The following is a 13,799-nucleotide window of genomic DNA, read 5'->3' on the forward strand; positions in this document are numbered from 1 at the left end:
ATGTCTGACCTTATGAAGGGCAAACGCGGCCTGATCATGGGTGTGGCCAACAACCACTCCATCGCCTGGGGCATTGCCAAGACCCTGCACGAGCATGGCGCAGAGCTGGCCTTTACCTATCAGGGCGAAGCCTTCGGCAAGCGCACCAAGCCGCTGGCGGATTCCGTCGGCGCAAAGCTGCTGCTGCCATGCGACGTGGAGGATATCGCCACCGTCGATGCAGTCTTCGACACGTTGAAGAAGGAATGGGGCACGATCGACTTCATCGTTCATGCCATCGGCTTCTCCGACAAGACGGAGCTGCGCGGCAAGTATGCCGACACCTCGCGGGAAAACTTCTCCCGCACCATGGTGATTTCCTGCTTCTCCTTCACCGAGATTGCCAAGCGTGCGGCCGAACTGATGCCGAATGGCGGCTCAATGATCACCCTGACCTATGGCGGCTCTACCAAGGTGATGCCGAACTACAACGTCATGGGTGTGGCCAAGGCTGCTCTGGAATCCTCCGTGCGCTACCTGGCCGTCGACTTCGGTGACCAGAACATTCGCGTCAACGCGATCTCCGCAGGTCCGGTTCGTACGCTCGCCGGCTCCGGCGTGTCCGATGCCCGTCTGATGTTCAACTATCAGAAGCGCAACGCACCGCTGAAGCGCACTGTTTCCCTCGAGGAAATCGGCGGTACCAGCCTCTACCTCCTGTCCGAACTGTCGGGCGGCGTGACCGGCGAAGTCCATTTCGTCGACAGCGGCTACAACATCATGTCCATGCCGCGGCTCGAAGAGCTGAAGGTTCAGGACAACGGCGCTGCAGACTGAGCCTCAGGCTGACAGACAAAAGGAAAAGGCGGGCCAATCGGACCCGCCTTTTTTATTCAGCAATCAAAGGCTGCTTCGCGCCTCAGTCGATGGTCTCGTTCGGATAGACCCCGAAGAGACGGGTCTGGTCGATCCAGCCGTCGTAGCCCTTGCCATGGATCCGGCACCAGCCATCATCACACTTGTCGACCGTTGCCAGCACGCGGGACTTGAGTTCCGCGACCACCACGCCGTCAGACTTCGGAGTTGCGCGGATCGGCGTCGCAGCATCGGCTTCCCAGGGGGTGACCAGAGCGGTCCTGCGGCCGGAAAGCAGCGAGTGATAGACCCAGCCTTCCTTGCCTTCCCAATCACGGATACGGCGCCAGTTCTCAAATTCCTGAATGATTTCAACAGGAAGACCTGCCTGAACATAGGTCCAGCCCACCGCATGCTCCCGGGTCGGGCCAATGCGGATGTTCACGCGATCAGACTTCAGGCTGACGAAACGGGGAACGGGAAGACCGCTGCTGCCAGTCTGGCTGGTCTGGGCAAAGGCAGCCTGGGGAACAAGGGCAAGGCAGGTCAGCACAAGCACGGCAGCGAGACAACGCATCATTCCGGGCATCAGTCGGGCCATATTATTCGCTAGTCCAATTGTGTTGTGTGATCATCTTCATGCAAACCTGTACCGAAAACAGTGCGCCATGGCCAGCGCTCCCGCTGAAGGATCCGTTGGTCAATGAGATAACCTAACGTCCACTTGTGTCTCTCACACCATCTGGGTAAGGAGAAAGGGAGTGTTGGCGTGCGTGGTCTCGGCAAGGTGCGCTATGGTGGAACCGTTGTGGTTAATGTGATCTCAACGCTACGCAAAAGGCATGAAGCATGGCGAAAAAGAAGCCTGTCGTCGTCATTACCCGGAAACTTCCGGATGTCGTCGAAACGCGGATGCGGGAACTGTTCGAAACACGCCTGAATGAATCGGACCGCGCCCTCACTCAGGCGGAACTGGTTGAAGCCGTCCGGACTGCGGATGTTCTCGTACCGACCGTGACAGACCGGATCGACGCAGCCGTTCTTTCCCAGGCTGGACCGAACCTGAAGCTGATTGCCAACTTCGGCAATGGCGTCGACAACATCGATGTCTCGACCGCCAATACAAGGGGCATCAATGTCACCAACACGCCAGGCGTTCTGACCGAGGACACGGCGGACATGACCATGGCGCTGATCCTTTCGGTGCCGCGGCGTCTTTCCTCCGGTATCAAGGCGCTGGAATCCGGCGAATGGAATGGCTGGTCGCCCACCTGGATGCTCGGACACCGGATCTGGGGCAAGCGCCTTGGCATCATTGGCATGGGCCGCATCGGACAGGCAGTTGCCCGCCGCGCCAAGGCCTTCGGCATGTCGATCCACTATCACAACCGCCGCCGGGTGCCGTCACACATCGAGGAAGAGCTGGAGGCGACCTACTGGGACAGCCTGGACCAGATGCTTGCCCGTATGGATGTCGTCTCTATCCATTGCCCCCACACGCCGGGAACCTTCCACCTTCTGTCCGCGCGCCGGCTGAAGCTGCTCAAGAAGGACGCCTATGTGGTCAACACCGCCCGCGGTGAAGTGATCGACGAGAACGCCCTGATCCGCATGCTGGAAGCCGGTGAGCTTGCCGGTGCCGGCTTGGACGTGTTCGAGCATGAGCCGGCCGTCAATCCGAAGCTGGTGAAGCTGGACAATGTGCTGCTGCTGCCGCACATGGGCTCCGCCACGATCGAAGGCCGTATCGAGATGGGCGAGAAGGTCATCATCAACATCAAGACCTTCATGGACGGCCACCGTCCGCCGGATCGCGTCCTGCCTTCCATGCTCTGATGGATTCGGAGCCGTATCAATTCAAAACCCGCCGTTTCCGGCGGGTTTTTCTTTGTCTCGTGATGTTCAGGCTTACTGGTATTTCTTCCAGATCGCGCTGTCGCCCATCTTGGCGACGAATGCCTTGTGGGCCTCGTATTCCTGATCCTGCAGCAGTGGCTTCAAGGGAGCAGGGCGCTGGCGGGCATTGAACCGGCCAAGACCTTCTTCAAGGTTTGACGCCTGGCTGGCCGAGCTGCTGGCATCCTCATCCGGCATGAGGCTCAGCGCCGTCTGTTTGCCACCAATAAGTTCCAGATAGACTTCTGCCAGAATTTCCGCATCAAGCAATGCGCCGTGCTTCACGCGGCGCGAGTTGTCGATGCCATAGCGGTTACACAGCGCATCTAGCGAGTTCGGACCGCTCGGGTGCTTGCGACGGGCAATGTCCAGCGTATCCAGGACCTGATCCTTCGAAATCGTCCTGCGGCCGCAACGCTCCAGCTCCATATTGATGAAGCCCATGTCGAAGGCCGCGTTATGGATCACCAGAACCGCGTCGCCAACGAAGTCCAGAAACGCGTCCGCCACATGCTCGAACAAGGGCTTGTCTGAGAGAAACTCCGCAGAGAGGCCATGAACGTTGAAGGCCTCGACCGGCATGTCCCGCTGCGGATTGATATAGACGTGATAGGTCCGCCCGGTCGGGACGTGATTGATCAGCTCGACCCCGCCGATTTCGACAAGCCGGTCGCCACCTCGCGGATTGAGGCCCGTTGTTTCCGTATCGAACGATATCTCGCGCATGGCTGGTTCCTGTCTGCAATCAGGTCAAATGACCAAAGGACGGGGAGAAGGGCAAGACAAACCGCCGTTATTCCCGCTCTTGCACCCAGCTTTGAAGGCTGCGGCTCAGGGAAGAGGGGCCAGAGCCCGCAGAATTGCCTGAACCGAGCGGCGGGCCGCATCGAGACCATGGCCCGTATCTACCAGAAAATGCGCCCGCTTGCGCTTTTCCGCGTCCGGCATTTGCCTGGCCAGGATCTGCTCGAAACGCTCGGCCGTCATGCCGGGGCGTTCCAGCACCCTTTGACGCTGAACGGCAGCATCTGCCGTGACCACGACACAGACATCGACCCTGCGGTGACCATCGGTTTCAAAGAGAAGCGGAATATCGAGAAGAACGGCGCGCCGACCCTTTTCCCGGGCCGCCCGCAGGAAACTCTGTTCTTCTTCCCGCACGAGCGGATGCACGATCTGCTCCAGCCGGGCCATCGCGTCCGGCTTTCCCAGAACATGCGGGGAGAGCAAGGTACGGTCCACCTTGCCATCGCGGACGGTACCTGGAAACGCCGCCTCGATCAGGGGCGCTGCCTTGCCCGCATAGAGCATGTGAACGACCGCATCCGCATCATGACCAGGCACGCCTGCTTCCGCAAAAAGCTTTGCGGTCGTGGACTTGCCCATGCCAATGGAGCCGGTGAGGCCGATCCGGATCAAGCGCTGCGCTCCAGATCCGCGATGATCAGCGCCCGCAATTCGTCGTCCACCACCGGTTTAATCCCGAACCAGCGTTCAAAACCGGGCACGGCCTGATGCAGGAGCATTCCCAGGCCATCCACCACCGGATTGCCGCGCTCCTCTGCCTGACGCAGAAGATCGGTCTTGAGCGGCGAATAGACTGCATCGGTGACAAGAGCCGTCTTCGGAAGATCAGAAAGATCGATTTCCAGCGGCGGCTTGCCGGTCATTCCGAGCGCAGTGGTGTTGATCAGGATATCCGCTGTCCCGATAAGATCCCCAAGTTTATCCCAAGGCTGCGCAATCGTTGAGGAACCGAATTGTTCCGCAAGATCCTGCGCCTTTTCCAGGGTGCGGTTGACGATATGAACAGTCTTCAGGCCGCGGGAGAGCAAAGACCAGATGATGGCACGGGCCGCACCGCCCGCTCCCAGAACGACAGCTGTCCCGGCCTGCTTGTCCCAACCAGGAGCGAACTGATCCAGGTTGCCCAGAAACCCGATACCGTCCGTGTTGGCACCCATCAGGCGGCCATCTTCTGCCAGCCACAGGGTGTTGCAGGCCCCCATGGCCTTCGCGGCATCATCCAGCTCGTCACAGCAAGCCGCCGCCAGTTCCTTGTGAGGAACCGTGACATTGCCGCCGGTCAGGCCGGATTCCGCGAAATTCTTGTAAAAGTTCTTCGCTTCGACCGGATCAACCGCAACGCGGCCATAGCTGCCCTCGATGCCATATTTCTGCAGCCAGTAGCCATGAACCATCGGCGAACGGGAGTGGGTAACCGGCCAGCCAGTGATTGCGGCCTTGGGGGGATTGCTCATGTGTCGAGAACTCCGAGACGGCGCAATTCGGCAAAAAGAGGAAGAAGCGGGAGACCCAGAATGGTGAAATAGTCACCTTCGATGCGCTCGAACAGCTGAACGCCAGTTCCTTCAAGCTGATAGGCCCCGACGCTGGAGAGCGCAGCTTCACCGGCATCCGCAAGATAGCGGCCGACAAAGGCTGGCGTCAGGTCGCGCATGGTCAGATGCGCGGCGGACACATGGCGCCAGATTGCGGTTCCATCGAGAGACAGAACCACGGCGGAGAGCAAGGTGTGGGTGTGGCCGGAAAAGGCCAGAAGCTGGCGCCGTGCCGCTTCCATGTCTTCCGGCTTGGTGTACCGCCGGCCTTCGAAGGCCAACACCTGATCCGCGCCGATGACCAGGTCACCTGGCCGGCGCTCGCTTACGTCATTGGCCTTGGCTTCCGCGAGGATCAACGCAAGATCCTCGGGCAGCATGCCAGCCGCCAGAAGAGGGGCCTCAACGGCGCGCTCATCAATGCCGGCTGGATCGACGGTCACGTCTATCCCGGCATTCCTCAACAAGTCTGAGCGGATCCGGCTGCCGCTCGCAAGAACCAATGCCATTCCTGTTTCCCCCACTTCCCGGCTCAATTTTCCTGCGCCTTTGCCCGGAAATCCCGGTAAAGCGCCATGATTTCGGCCGCGGTTTCTTCAATGGACCGGCGTGTCACGTCGATCAGAGGCCAACCGTTTTCCGAGCACATGCGCCGCGTCAACGTGATCTCCCGCGCGATCTCGCGGCGGTCCACATAGGTATCGTTATAGGACTCGGAATTGAGGGATAACACCCGGTTCCGGCGGATTTGCTGAATTCGTTCAGGCGAGGCAATCAATCCGACAACCAGCGGATTTTCAAGCTTCAGGAGTTTCTCCGGAACCGGAATGTTGGGAACAAGCGGCACGTTCGCAGCCTTGATGCCGCGATTTGCAAGATAGATGCAGGTCGGCGTCTTCGAAGTCCGGGAAATGCCGACCAGAACGATATCGGCGGATTCCAGATCCTCCGGCACCTGCCCATCGTCATGCATCATCGTGTAGTTCAGCGCCTCGATGCGCTGGAAATATTCCGCATCCAGATCATGCTGGCCGCCGACACGATGGGTCTGGGTGACATTCAGATAGGACTGAAACACCGCGAAGACCGGATCGAGAATGTTGACGAAGGGAATGCCGAGTTCCCGGCATGTCCGCTCCAGGCGTCCGGAAATCTCCGCGTCGACAAGCGTGTAGAGAACGATCCCGGGCGCAGCCTCGATTTCGGAAATCACCCGGTCCAGCTGCTTGTGGCTGCGCACCAGCGGATAGACGTGTTCGATCTCCCGGACATTCTCGTATTGGGCCGTCGCAGCCCGCGCCACAGTCATCAAAGTTTCGCCCGTGGAATCCGAAACCAGATGGAGATGGAAGTAGTTACTGGGCTTATTCACACTATCATCCCCACCCCTGTTGATGGACAGGGCGCATCTGTGATCAACGCCGCCCCACCCCGGAATTAATACCCGCTCCCATGAAACTCTCAACAGCGCAGGTTTTTCAAAAGAGTCCCGGCGAAATGATCCGGCAGGGATGTGGATTAACACAATGACTCAACGTCATGGACAGGTTTTCCACCTTTGCCCAATTGGTAAACGGCGCGTTAACGAACACGCAACATCTTCTGACAGAACGTTTTTTTGACTTATCGACTCTTGTGGAAGATAACTTGTCCAGAACTTGCGACGATTTATCCCGGATCGCATATCGCTGTGAATGATTGTGGAGGATCAATGATCCCTGTAATCCACCCACAATAAGAAAAAACAGATTCAAAATTAGAATCTTATTTGTTTTAGACGATGGGAAAGGATCCCCGCCTGATGAAGTCCGAAGACCGTGCGGTAATGCAAGTGCTGGCAGGCGAGAAGCTGTGGCCGCCGCCCATCTGGATGATGCGTCAGGCAGGCCGCTATCTCCCGGAGTATCGTGAAGTCCGCGCCAAGGCGCCGAACTTCCTGTCCTTCTGCTACAACCCGGATCTGGCAACGGAAGTCACCCTCCAGCCGATCCGGCGCTATGGCTTCGATGCGAGCATCCTGTTCTCGGACATCTTCGTCGTGCCGGACGCCATCGGCTATCCGGTGCGTTTTGAAGAGGGACGGGGTCCGGTCCTCGATCCCCTGTCTCATGACATTCTGGACCGTCTGGAACAGGACCGAGCCGAGGAGCATCTGAAACCGGTCATAGAGACGGTTTCGCGGCTCAGAGCAGAGCTCCCTGCGGAAACGACGCTACTAGGCTTCTGTGGCGCTCCCTGGACCGTTGCCTGCTATTCTGTCGCCGGTCACACCACGCCGGACCAGACCGCGGCTCGTGTCGGCGCCTATCGCGATCCGGACATGATGGCCCGCTTCATCGATCAGCTCGTGACGGCATCGATCCGTTACCTGATCCGTCAGCTGGATGCAGGTGCGGATGCGGTGCAGATCTTTGATACCTGGGCAGGTGTTCTGGATGATGCCGGATTTGCCCGTTGGTCGATTGCGCCGACGAAGGCGATTGTCGATGGCGTTCGCGCGGCCCGGCCGGGTGCCCGGATCATCGGTTTCCCGAAGGCGTCTTCAGCCCGCCTGAAGGCTTATATCGATGGAACCGGGGTGGATGCGGTCGGCATCGACTGGACCGCGCCGGATCATCTGGCTCTTGAAATCCAGAAGAAGGTGCCGATCCAGGGCAATCTGGATCCGATGCGTCTTGTTGCGGGCGGCAAGGCCCTGGATGAAGGCATCGACCACATTCTGAAGACCTTCGACAAGGGACCGCTGATTTTCAATCTCGGTCACGGGGTCACTCCGGATGCGGATCCTGCAGAGGTTGCCCGCATGGTCGAACGCGTGAAGCGAGGATAATCCATGGGTGTCTATGAATGGGTGAAGGCGCTGCATGTCATTTCAGTCATCGCCTGGATGGCCGGAATGCTCTATCTGCCGCGTCTTTTCGTCTATCACTGCGATGCAGCCGCTGGTTCCGAAAGCTCCGAGACGTTCAAGATCATGGAGCGCCGGTTGCTCAAGGCCATCATGACGCCGGCTATGATCTCGTCCTGGATTTTCGGCCTTTGGGCTGCCTATGAGATCGGTGCCTTCAGCCAGGGGTGGTTTCACGCCAAGCTGACCCTGGTCCTGATCATGTCCGGTGCGCATGGTTTTCTGGCAGGTTGCGTCAAGCGCTTTGCCAGGGATGCGAACACGAGACCTGCCCGGTTCTACCGGATCCTGAATGAAGTCCCGACCGTGCTGATGATTGTCATCGTCATTCTGGTCGTCGGGAAACCTTTCTGACGGATATACTTGGGGGTGCGGCGGAAAAATCGCCGCATCCGTCTTTTTGTGTACTTGCGCATTGTCAACGAACACATTATTGTTCGGCAACTTCCGGCTGGGTCATGTGAGCAGTTTGTTCGACCCGCCTGACAGCCACGTCTAGTCTAGACCACTCTGGCAGTTCCTCAGCTTACCTTCTGAAATTCATCTGAAGATCCGCTTCAGCCTAGGCGTCAGAAGCTTATTCCACACTCATATCCACCAACAGAGAACGACCCCAATTTCATGCGGGAAATGAAACTCAAAGATCTTAAAGAAAAAACCCCGACCGAACTGCTTCAGTTTGCAGAGGAGCTTGAAGTCGAAAACGCCAGCACCATGCGCAAGCAGGAGCTGATGTTTGCCATCCTTAAAAATCTTGCTGCGCAAGACGTCGACATCATCGGCGAAGGGGTGGTTGAGGTACTTCAGGACGGGTTCGGCTTCCTCCGCTCGCCCGATGCGAATTATCTTCCGGGCCCGGATGATATCTATGTCTCCCCTTCCCAGATCCGGCGGTTTTCTCTGCGCACGGGCGATACGGTGGAAGGTCAGATCCGCAGCCCGAAAGAAGGCGAACGCTATTTCGCGCTGCTGAAGGTCAACACGATCAATTTTGAAGATCCTGACAAGGCACGCCACAAGGTCCACTTCGATAACCTGACGCCGCTCTATCCCGATGAGCGCTTCAAGATGGAAATCGAAGATCCGACCCGCAAGGATCTTTCCTCCCGCGTCATCGATCTGGTTGCGCCGCTCGGCAAAGGCCAGCGCGCTCTGATCACCGCTCCGCCGCGGACCGGTAAGACGGTGTTCCTCCAGAACATCGCCAAGAGCATCACCACCAATCATCCTGAATGCTATCTGATCGTTCTGCTCATTGATGAGCGTCCGGAAGAAGTGACGGACATGCAGCGCACGGTGAACGGCGAAGTGGTTTCCTCCACGTTCGACGAACCGGCCTCGCGTCACGTTCAGGTTGCCGAGATGGTCATCGAGAAGGCCAAGCGCCTGGTCGAGCATGGCCGCGATGTGGTGATCCTTCTGGACTCCATCACGCGCCTGGGCCGTGCCTACAACACCGTCGTGCCGTCTTCGGGCAAGGTTCTGACCGGTGGTGTGGACGCCAACGCCCTGCAGCGTCCGAAGCGCTTCTTTGGTGCTGCCCGTAACATCGAGGAAGGCGGATCCCTGACGATCATCGCGACCGCCCTGATCGATACCGGCAGCCGCATGGACGAAGTCATCTTCGAAGAGTTCAAGGGTACGGGTAACTCCGAAATCATCCTTGACCGCAAGATCTCCGACAAACGCGTCTATCCGGCCATTGATATTCAGCGGTCCGGTACCCGTAAGGAAGAGCTGCTGGTTGCACCCGAGCGTCTCAAGAAGACTTTCGTCCTGCGCCGTATCCTCAACCCGATGGGCACCGTGGATGCGATCGAGTTCCTGCTCGACAAGCTCAAGCAGACCAAGTCGAACGACGACTTCTTCGACAGCATGAACACCTGATTTCTTGCTCTCGTAAAAAATGCGTAGAAGGCGGGCTCCCTCGGGGGCCCGCTTTTTCTATTCATCAACACTCTTTCTCTATGCTTCCGAAAGTCGCTGCATATTCTACGGGGTGAGTTGGTGGAACGACGTGTTTCGTCTCTGGCTGTAAGTGTTTTGACGCCAGATGACGTCGATGAGGTCAGTGCCCTATACGCCAACGTCTTTCGTTCCGGGAAAGCGGTCCGGCTTGAAGAAGTCTCCACCTATATCCGTGAGGTCTTTCTGGATCATCCCCTGAGCGGGGGCCGAGAAGGAAGTCTTCTCTGCAGGGACAGCCAGGGCGTGATTGCAGCTGCAGTCCTGGTTTTGCCAATGACCTTGCGTTTCGGCGAGGACATTCTCTCAGGGCGCTTGCTCTGCTGCCTGATGAAGAACCCGAAGTCGCTCGAAGCCAACGCTGCCATCTACCGGCTTTGTCTAGCGCTTCATCCAAGATCCCAGGACTTCAGCTTTACAGATACGGCCGCTCCAAGAAGCGTCGACATCTTCAGGTCGGGAGGAGGGGAGATGCTTCCCTTCCAGACAATGAACTGGCGCAGGGTCTTCCGGCCTTTGGCTTTTGTGGCCGGCCAGCGGTTCGGGACCTATGTGTTCGCTCCGGTGTTCAATCTGATCGCAAACTTTGGAGATGTTTTTGTCCGCAAGGTGGTGTCCGGTCTTCGTGCGCTGCCAGTGCCCGGATTCAGGACTGCGGATATTGAGGTTGAGAGCTTTCGACAGATAGCACTCCAGATGACCAGCCGGCATGCCATCCGCCCCGACTGGAATTCGGATGAGTTCGCCTGGCTTGTCTCTTCTGCCTTGTCCAATCCGCTGCTCGGAGAGATGAGGGTAAGATCCGTATCGAACCAGGCCGGAAAACTCATCGGTGCCTATCTTTATTTCCTCAGCGACCGGCACATTGCGAGGGTGTTTCATGTCGTGCATGAAGAAGAACACGGGTGCGAGGTCATGAAAGCGCTCTTTGCGGAGTTGGATGGCGCTGGAGCTTATCTCGCTACGGGAATGGCTCAGGCAGATCTTCTGGTGCCGCTTTCGCAGGAACCCAGATTGTCCTATCGCTTCCGGGGCGGCTTCTGCGTTCTCAGCAAGCATGCGAAAGTGATTGATGCGTTGCGGCGCAATGATGTCTATCTTGGTGGCTTCTATTCGGAATCCTGGAACCGCCCGGCAATGGACTTCAACTGAGACCCTGTTTCACGTGAATCCTATTTCGAGACGATCGATTCGGCTCCGCAACTGTCACTTGGAAATTCACCATGCATCTCGAAACTGACCGGCTTATCCTGAGAGACTGGCAGGATGGGGACAGGGATCCTTTTGCTGAAATGGGGCAGGACCCGGAGGTCATGCGCTTTTTCCCGTCGCTGTTGAGCCGACGGGAAAGCGATGCCCTGATCGACAAGGCCATGTCCAAGCAGGCCGCGGACGGGTTCTGCTTCGTCCCGGTCGAGGAGAAGGCCACAGGCAGGTTCCTGGGTTTTACCGGGCTCTCGCGCCCTTCCTATCCAAAGTCTTTGCCTTTTGATCCTTGTGTCGAGATCGGCTGGCGTTTTGCCAGATCTGCCTGGGGCAAGGGATATGCAAGTGAAGCAGCCAGGGAGTGGCTTCGATTCGGTTTCGCAACGCTCGGACTTGACGAGGTCGTTGCCTTCACCACAAGGACGAACCTGAAGTCGCAGGCCGTCATGCAGCGCATCGGGATGATCACCCGGCCGGAGGATGACTTTCCTCATCCGATGCTGGCCAGCGATCATCCTCTCGTTGAGCATGTGTTGTACCGTTTGCAGAAGTCGTCCTGGAGCGCCGCGGAACCAACGCCCACCCGCTAACTGTACAACAGGCTTTCGAGATCTTCAGGGCTGGTGACCGGTAGGCTGCAGGCGCCCTCGCGGCACAGATAGGCGGTGGGCTGTCCATCCGTTGCGGTCTTGCCATGAGCGGGATGGCCTGCCGGGAAGATGTCCGTAGTGGCTGTGACGATCTTCACCAGTGCGGGATCTGTAGTGTCCTCGAGAACCTCCAACATTGGATTCGGATCCGAACCATCCGGCGCAACGATTACCGCAAGCCGGCCATTCAATCTCGTATCAAAGCTGGCGAGCAAGGCGGCGGTCGCAAAGACATTCTGAGGCACATGTGAGGAGAGGGCGGTCAGCACCCTGTCCGCGAGTTCCCGGTAGTAGCTGTTGCCCGTCAGGAGAGACAGCCGCGAGAACGCTGCCACCGCAATCGCGTTGGGGTTGGGCACCGCTTCATCCGAGCTGGTCAGCGGACGCGTGATCAGGTCCGGAGCATCTTCGGCTGTTAGATAGAACGCGCCCTCTGGCGAGACATAATGTTTCACCAGTTCCTGAGCCAGGTGTTCCGCATCCTTGATATAGCGGGCGGCGTTGACCGGATCAGCTTCAGCGAGCGACAGGGCAGCTGCGGTCATATAGGCATAGTCGGAGGCGAAGCCGGGGAGAAGCAGGGTTCCATCCCGCCAGGAGTGGCCGAGGCGGCCGTCCCGCATCATCCGGGTCATGACGAAGTCATAGGCACCTTTCGCTGCCTCGAGATAGGATTCACGTGAAACACTCAAGGAGGCTTGCGCTAGGCCGGTGATGACCAGACCGTTCCAGTCCGCCAGCACCTTGTCATCGAGCGAAGGCCGCACCCGCTTGTTCCGGTGATCCAGAAGCCGGGCGCGCATCGCGGCAAGAGTCTTTTCTTCTTCCGTCGTCAGATCGTCGTCCGCCTGCAGTCGATTCAGGATCGTAACGTTTTCCCAGTTGCCAGAGGGGTCAACGTCGTAGTGCAGGGAAAAGTGGTGGGCCTCAGCCTTGCCAAGCACGGTCTGGATCTCGTCCGAAGTCCAGATATAGAAACGCCCCTCTGAGCCTTCGCTGTCTGCATCCAGGCTCGCGGCAAAGCCTCCGCCAGGCTGACGCATTTCAGCTATGAGCCAGTTTGCCGTCTCGTCGATTCGGCGCCGGAACAGGTCCTCTCCCGTGGCCCGATAGGCTAGGGACAAGGAGGAGAGGAACTGGCCGTTGTCATAGAGCATCTTTTCGAAATGCGGCACGAGCCAATGTTCGTCTACTGCATAGCGGGCGATGCCGCCGCCAAGGTGATCGTAAATACCGCCATTGGAGATTTTCCGGAGCGTGTGGAGATAGACCTCCCGGGCTGCTTCGTTTCCGGTCCTCAGGCCAAGACGCCAGATCAGCTCCATGACCGACGCCTGGGGGAATTTCGGATGACCCTTGATGCCGCCATGCTCCCGGTCGAAAAGCGACAGAAGCCGTTCTGCGCCGGCGGTGATCAGGCCGGGATCGAGCGGGGAGGGGGTGGTGGGAAGCTTTACCTCCAGCGCGCGCATCAGGCCCTTGCGGTTGGTATCGATTCGATCCCGATCCGAGTGGAAGGTCTTCGAGATCCCTTCCAGCACTTCGATGAAGGAAGGGCGTCCCCACTGAGAGACCTTCGGGAAATAGGTGCCGCCCCAGAAGGGTTCGCCCTCCGGGGTCAGAAACATGGTCAGCGGCCAGCCGCCTTGTTCACCGAGAGCGTGAAGCGCCTTCATGTAGATCTGGTCGATGTCCGGACGCTCTTCCCGGTCCACCTTGATGTTCACATAGAGCCGGTTCATGACCTCTGCAGTCGCCGGATCCTCGAAGCTCTCGTGAGCCATCACGTGGCACCAGTGGCAGGCCGCATAGCCGACAGACAGTAGGATGGGCTTGTTCTCTGCCTTGGCTGTGGCAAGTGCCTCCTCACCCCACTGATACCAGTTGACCGGATTGTCCTTGTGCTGCAGCAGATAGGGGCTCGTGGACGTCGCGAGACGATTGGCACTCATGGGGATCTGGTCCTTCGGGACGGGTCGTAACGGAATCGTGTCACTT

The 13,799-nt window shown here is 58.3% G+C and carries 14 protein-coding genes; 7 read left to right on the forward strand and 7 right to left on the reverse strand.

Annotation, left to right across the window (positions count from 1 at the left end; translation table 11 throughout):
* Window positions 1–816 (forward strand): enoyl-ACP reductase FabI, encoded by an 816-nt coding sequence (gene fabI / locus BUA94_RS16970; RefSeq protein WP_073014536.1) that lies wholly within the window; start codon window positions 1–3, stop codon window positions 814–816.
* Window positions 817–898: 82 nt separating this feature from the next.
* Here the strand turns inward: fabI and BUA94_RS16975 are convergent, their stop codons facing one another.
* Entirely contained in the window at window positions 899–1,411 is a 513-nt protein-coding gene (locus tag BUA94_RS16975; RefSeq protein ID WP_139251200.1) for an SH3 domain-containing protein, read from the reverse strand.
* A gap of 272 nt (window positions 1,412–1,683) precedes the next feature.
* Between BUA94_RS16975 and BUA94_RS16980 the strand changes: the two genes are divergently transcribed.
* Window positions 1,684–2,670 (forward strand): 2-hydroxyacid dehydrogenase, encoded by a 987-nt coding sequence (locus BUA94_RS16980; RefSeq protein ID WP_073014538.1) that lies wholly within the window; start codon window positions 1,684–1,686, stop codon window positions 2,668–2,670.
* A 72-nt stretch (window positions 2,671–2,742) separates the two neighbouring features.
* On the opposite strand, the gene dnaQ is transcribed toward BUA94_RS16980, so the two are convergent.
* The 5 genes from dnaQ to BUA94_RS17005 all read right to left on the reverse strand — a co-directional run bounded on the left by dnaQ (window position 2,743) and on the right by BUA94_RS17005 (window position 6,444).
* Window positions 2,743–3,456 (reverse strand): DNA polymerase III subunit epsilon, encoded by a 714-nt coding sequence (gene dnaQ / locus BUA94_RS16985; protein ID WP_073014539.1) that lies wholly within the window; start codon window positions 3,454–3,456, stop codon window positions 2,743–2,745.
* A gap of 105 nt (window positions 3,457–3,561) precedes the next feature.
* Window positions 3,562–4,149: a dephospho-CoA kinase gene (gene coaE, locus BUA94_RS16990; RefSeq protein ID WP_073014540.1), complete on the reverse strand. Its 588-nt coding sequence runs from the start codon at window positions 4,147–4,149 to the stop codon at window positions 3,562–3,564.
* Window positions 4,146–4,991, reverse strand: coding sequence for a shikimate dehydrogenase (locus BUA94_RS16995; RefSeq protein ID WP_073014541.1), 846 nt, complete (start codon window positions 4,989–4,991; stop codon window positions 4,146–4,148). Before BUA94_RS16995 ends, coaE begins: the two co-directional genes overlap by 4 nt.
* On the reverse strand, window positions 4,988–5,581 hold the full coding sequence (locus BUA94_RS17000) for a Maf-like protein (protein WP_073014542.1): 594 nt from the start codon (window positions 5,579–5,581) through the stop codon (window positions 4,988–4,990). Before BUA94_RS17000 ends, BUA94_RS16995 begins: the two co-directional genes overlap by 4 nt.
* A 23-nt stretch (window positions 5,582–5,604) precedes the next feature.
* Window positions 5,605–6,444: a pyruvate, water dikinase regulatory protein gene (locus BUA94_RS17005; RefSeq protein ID WP_073014543.1), complete on the reverse strand. Its 840-nt coding sequence runs from the start codon at window positions 6,442–6,444 to the stop codon at window positions 5,605–5,607.
* A gap of 429 nt (window positions 6,445–6,873) precedes the next feature.
* Here BUA94_RS17005 and hemE point away from each other — a divergent pair, with 429 nt between their 5' ends.
* The 5 genes from hemE (at window position 6,874) to BUA94_RS17030 (ending at window position 11,741) form a co-directional block, all read left to right on the forward strand.
* Complete coding sequence (gene hemE / locus BUA94_RS17010) at window positions 6,874–7,902, forward strand: uroporphyrinogen decarboxylase (RefSeq protein WP_073014879.1); 1,029 nt, start codon at window positions 6,874–6,876, stop codon at window positions 7,900–7,902.
* A 3-nt stretch (window positions 7,903–7,905) separates the two neighbouring features.
* The gene (hemJ, locus tag BUA94_RS17015) at window positions 7,906–8,334 is read left to right on the forward strand and encodes a protoporphyrinogen oxidase HemJ (protein WP_073014544.1); all 429 of its coding nucleotides are present in this window, start codon (window positions 7,906–7,908) and stop codon (window positions 8,332–8,334) included.
* Between the two features lie 267 nt (window positions 8,335–8,601).
* Window positions 8,602–9,867: a transcription termination factor Rho gene (rho, locus tag BUA94_RS17020; RefSeq protein ID WP_073014545.1), complete on the forward strand. Its 1,266-nt coding sequence runs from the start codon at window positions 8,602–8,604 to the stop codon at window positions 9,865–9,867.
* Between the two features lie 354 nt (window positions 9,868–10,221).
* Entirely contained in the window at window positions 10,222–11,097 is an 876-nt protein-coding gene (locus BUA94_RS17025; RefSeq protein WP_139251183.1) for a hypothetical protein, read from the forward strand.
* Between the two features lie 71 nt (window positions 11,098–11,168).
* Complete coding sequence (locus BUA94_RS17030; protein WP_073014547.1) at window positions 11,169–11,741, forward strand: GNAT family N-acetyltransferase; 573 nt, start codon at window positions 11,169–11,171, stop codon at window positions 11,739–11,741.
* Here the strand turns inward: BUA94_RS17030 and BUA94_RS17035 are convergent.
* Window positions 11,738–13,753, reverse strand: a complete 2,016-nt coding sequence (locus tag BUA94_RS17035) for a thioredoxin domain-containing protein (RefSeq protein WP_073014548.1) — start codon at window positions 13,751–13,753, stop codon at window positions 11,738–11,740. The two genes, BUA94_RS17030 and BUA94_RS17035, sit on opposite strands and share 4 nt — an antisense overlap.
* Between the last annotated feature and the right edge of the window lie 46 nt (window positions 13,754–13,799).

This window comes from Roseibium suaedae (assembly GCF_900142725.1).
GTDB classification, from domain to species: Bacteria; Pseudomonadota; Alphaproteobacteria; order Rhizobiales; family Stappiaceae; genus Roseibium; species Roseibium suaedae.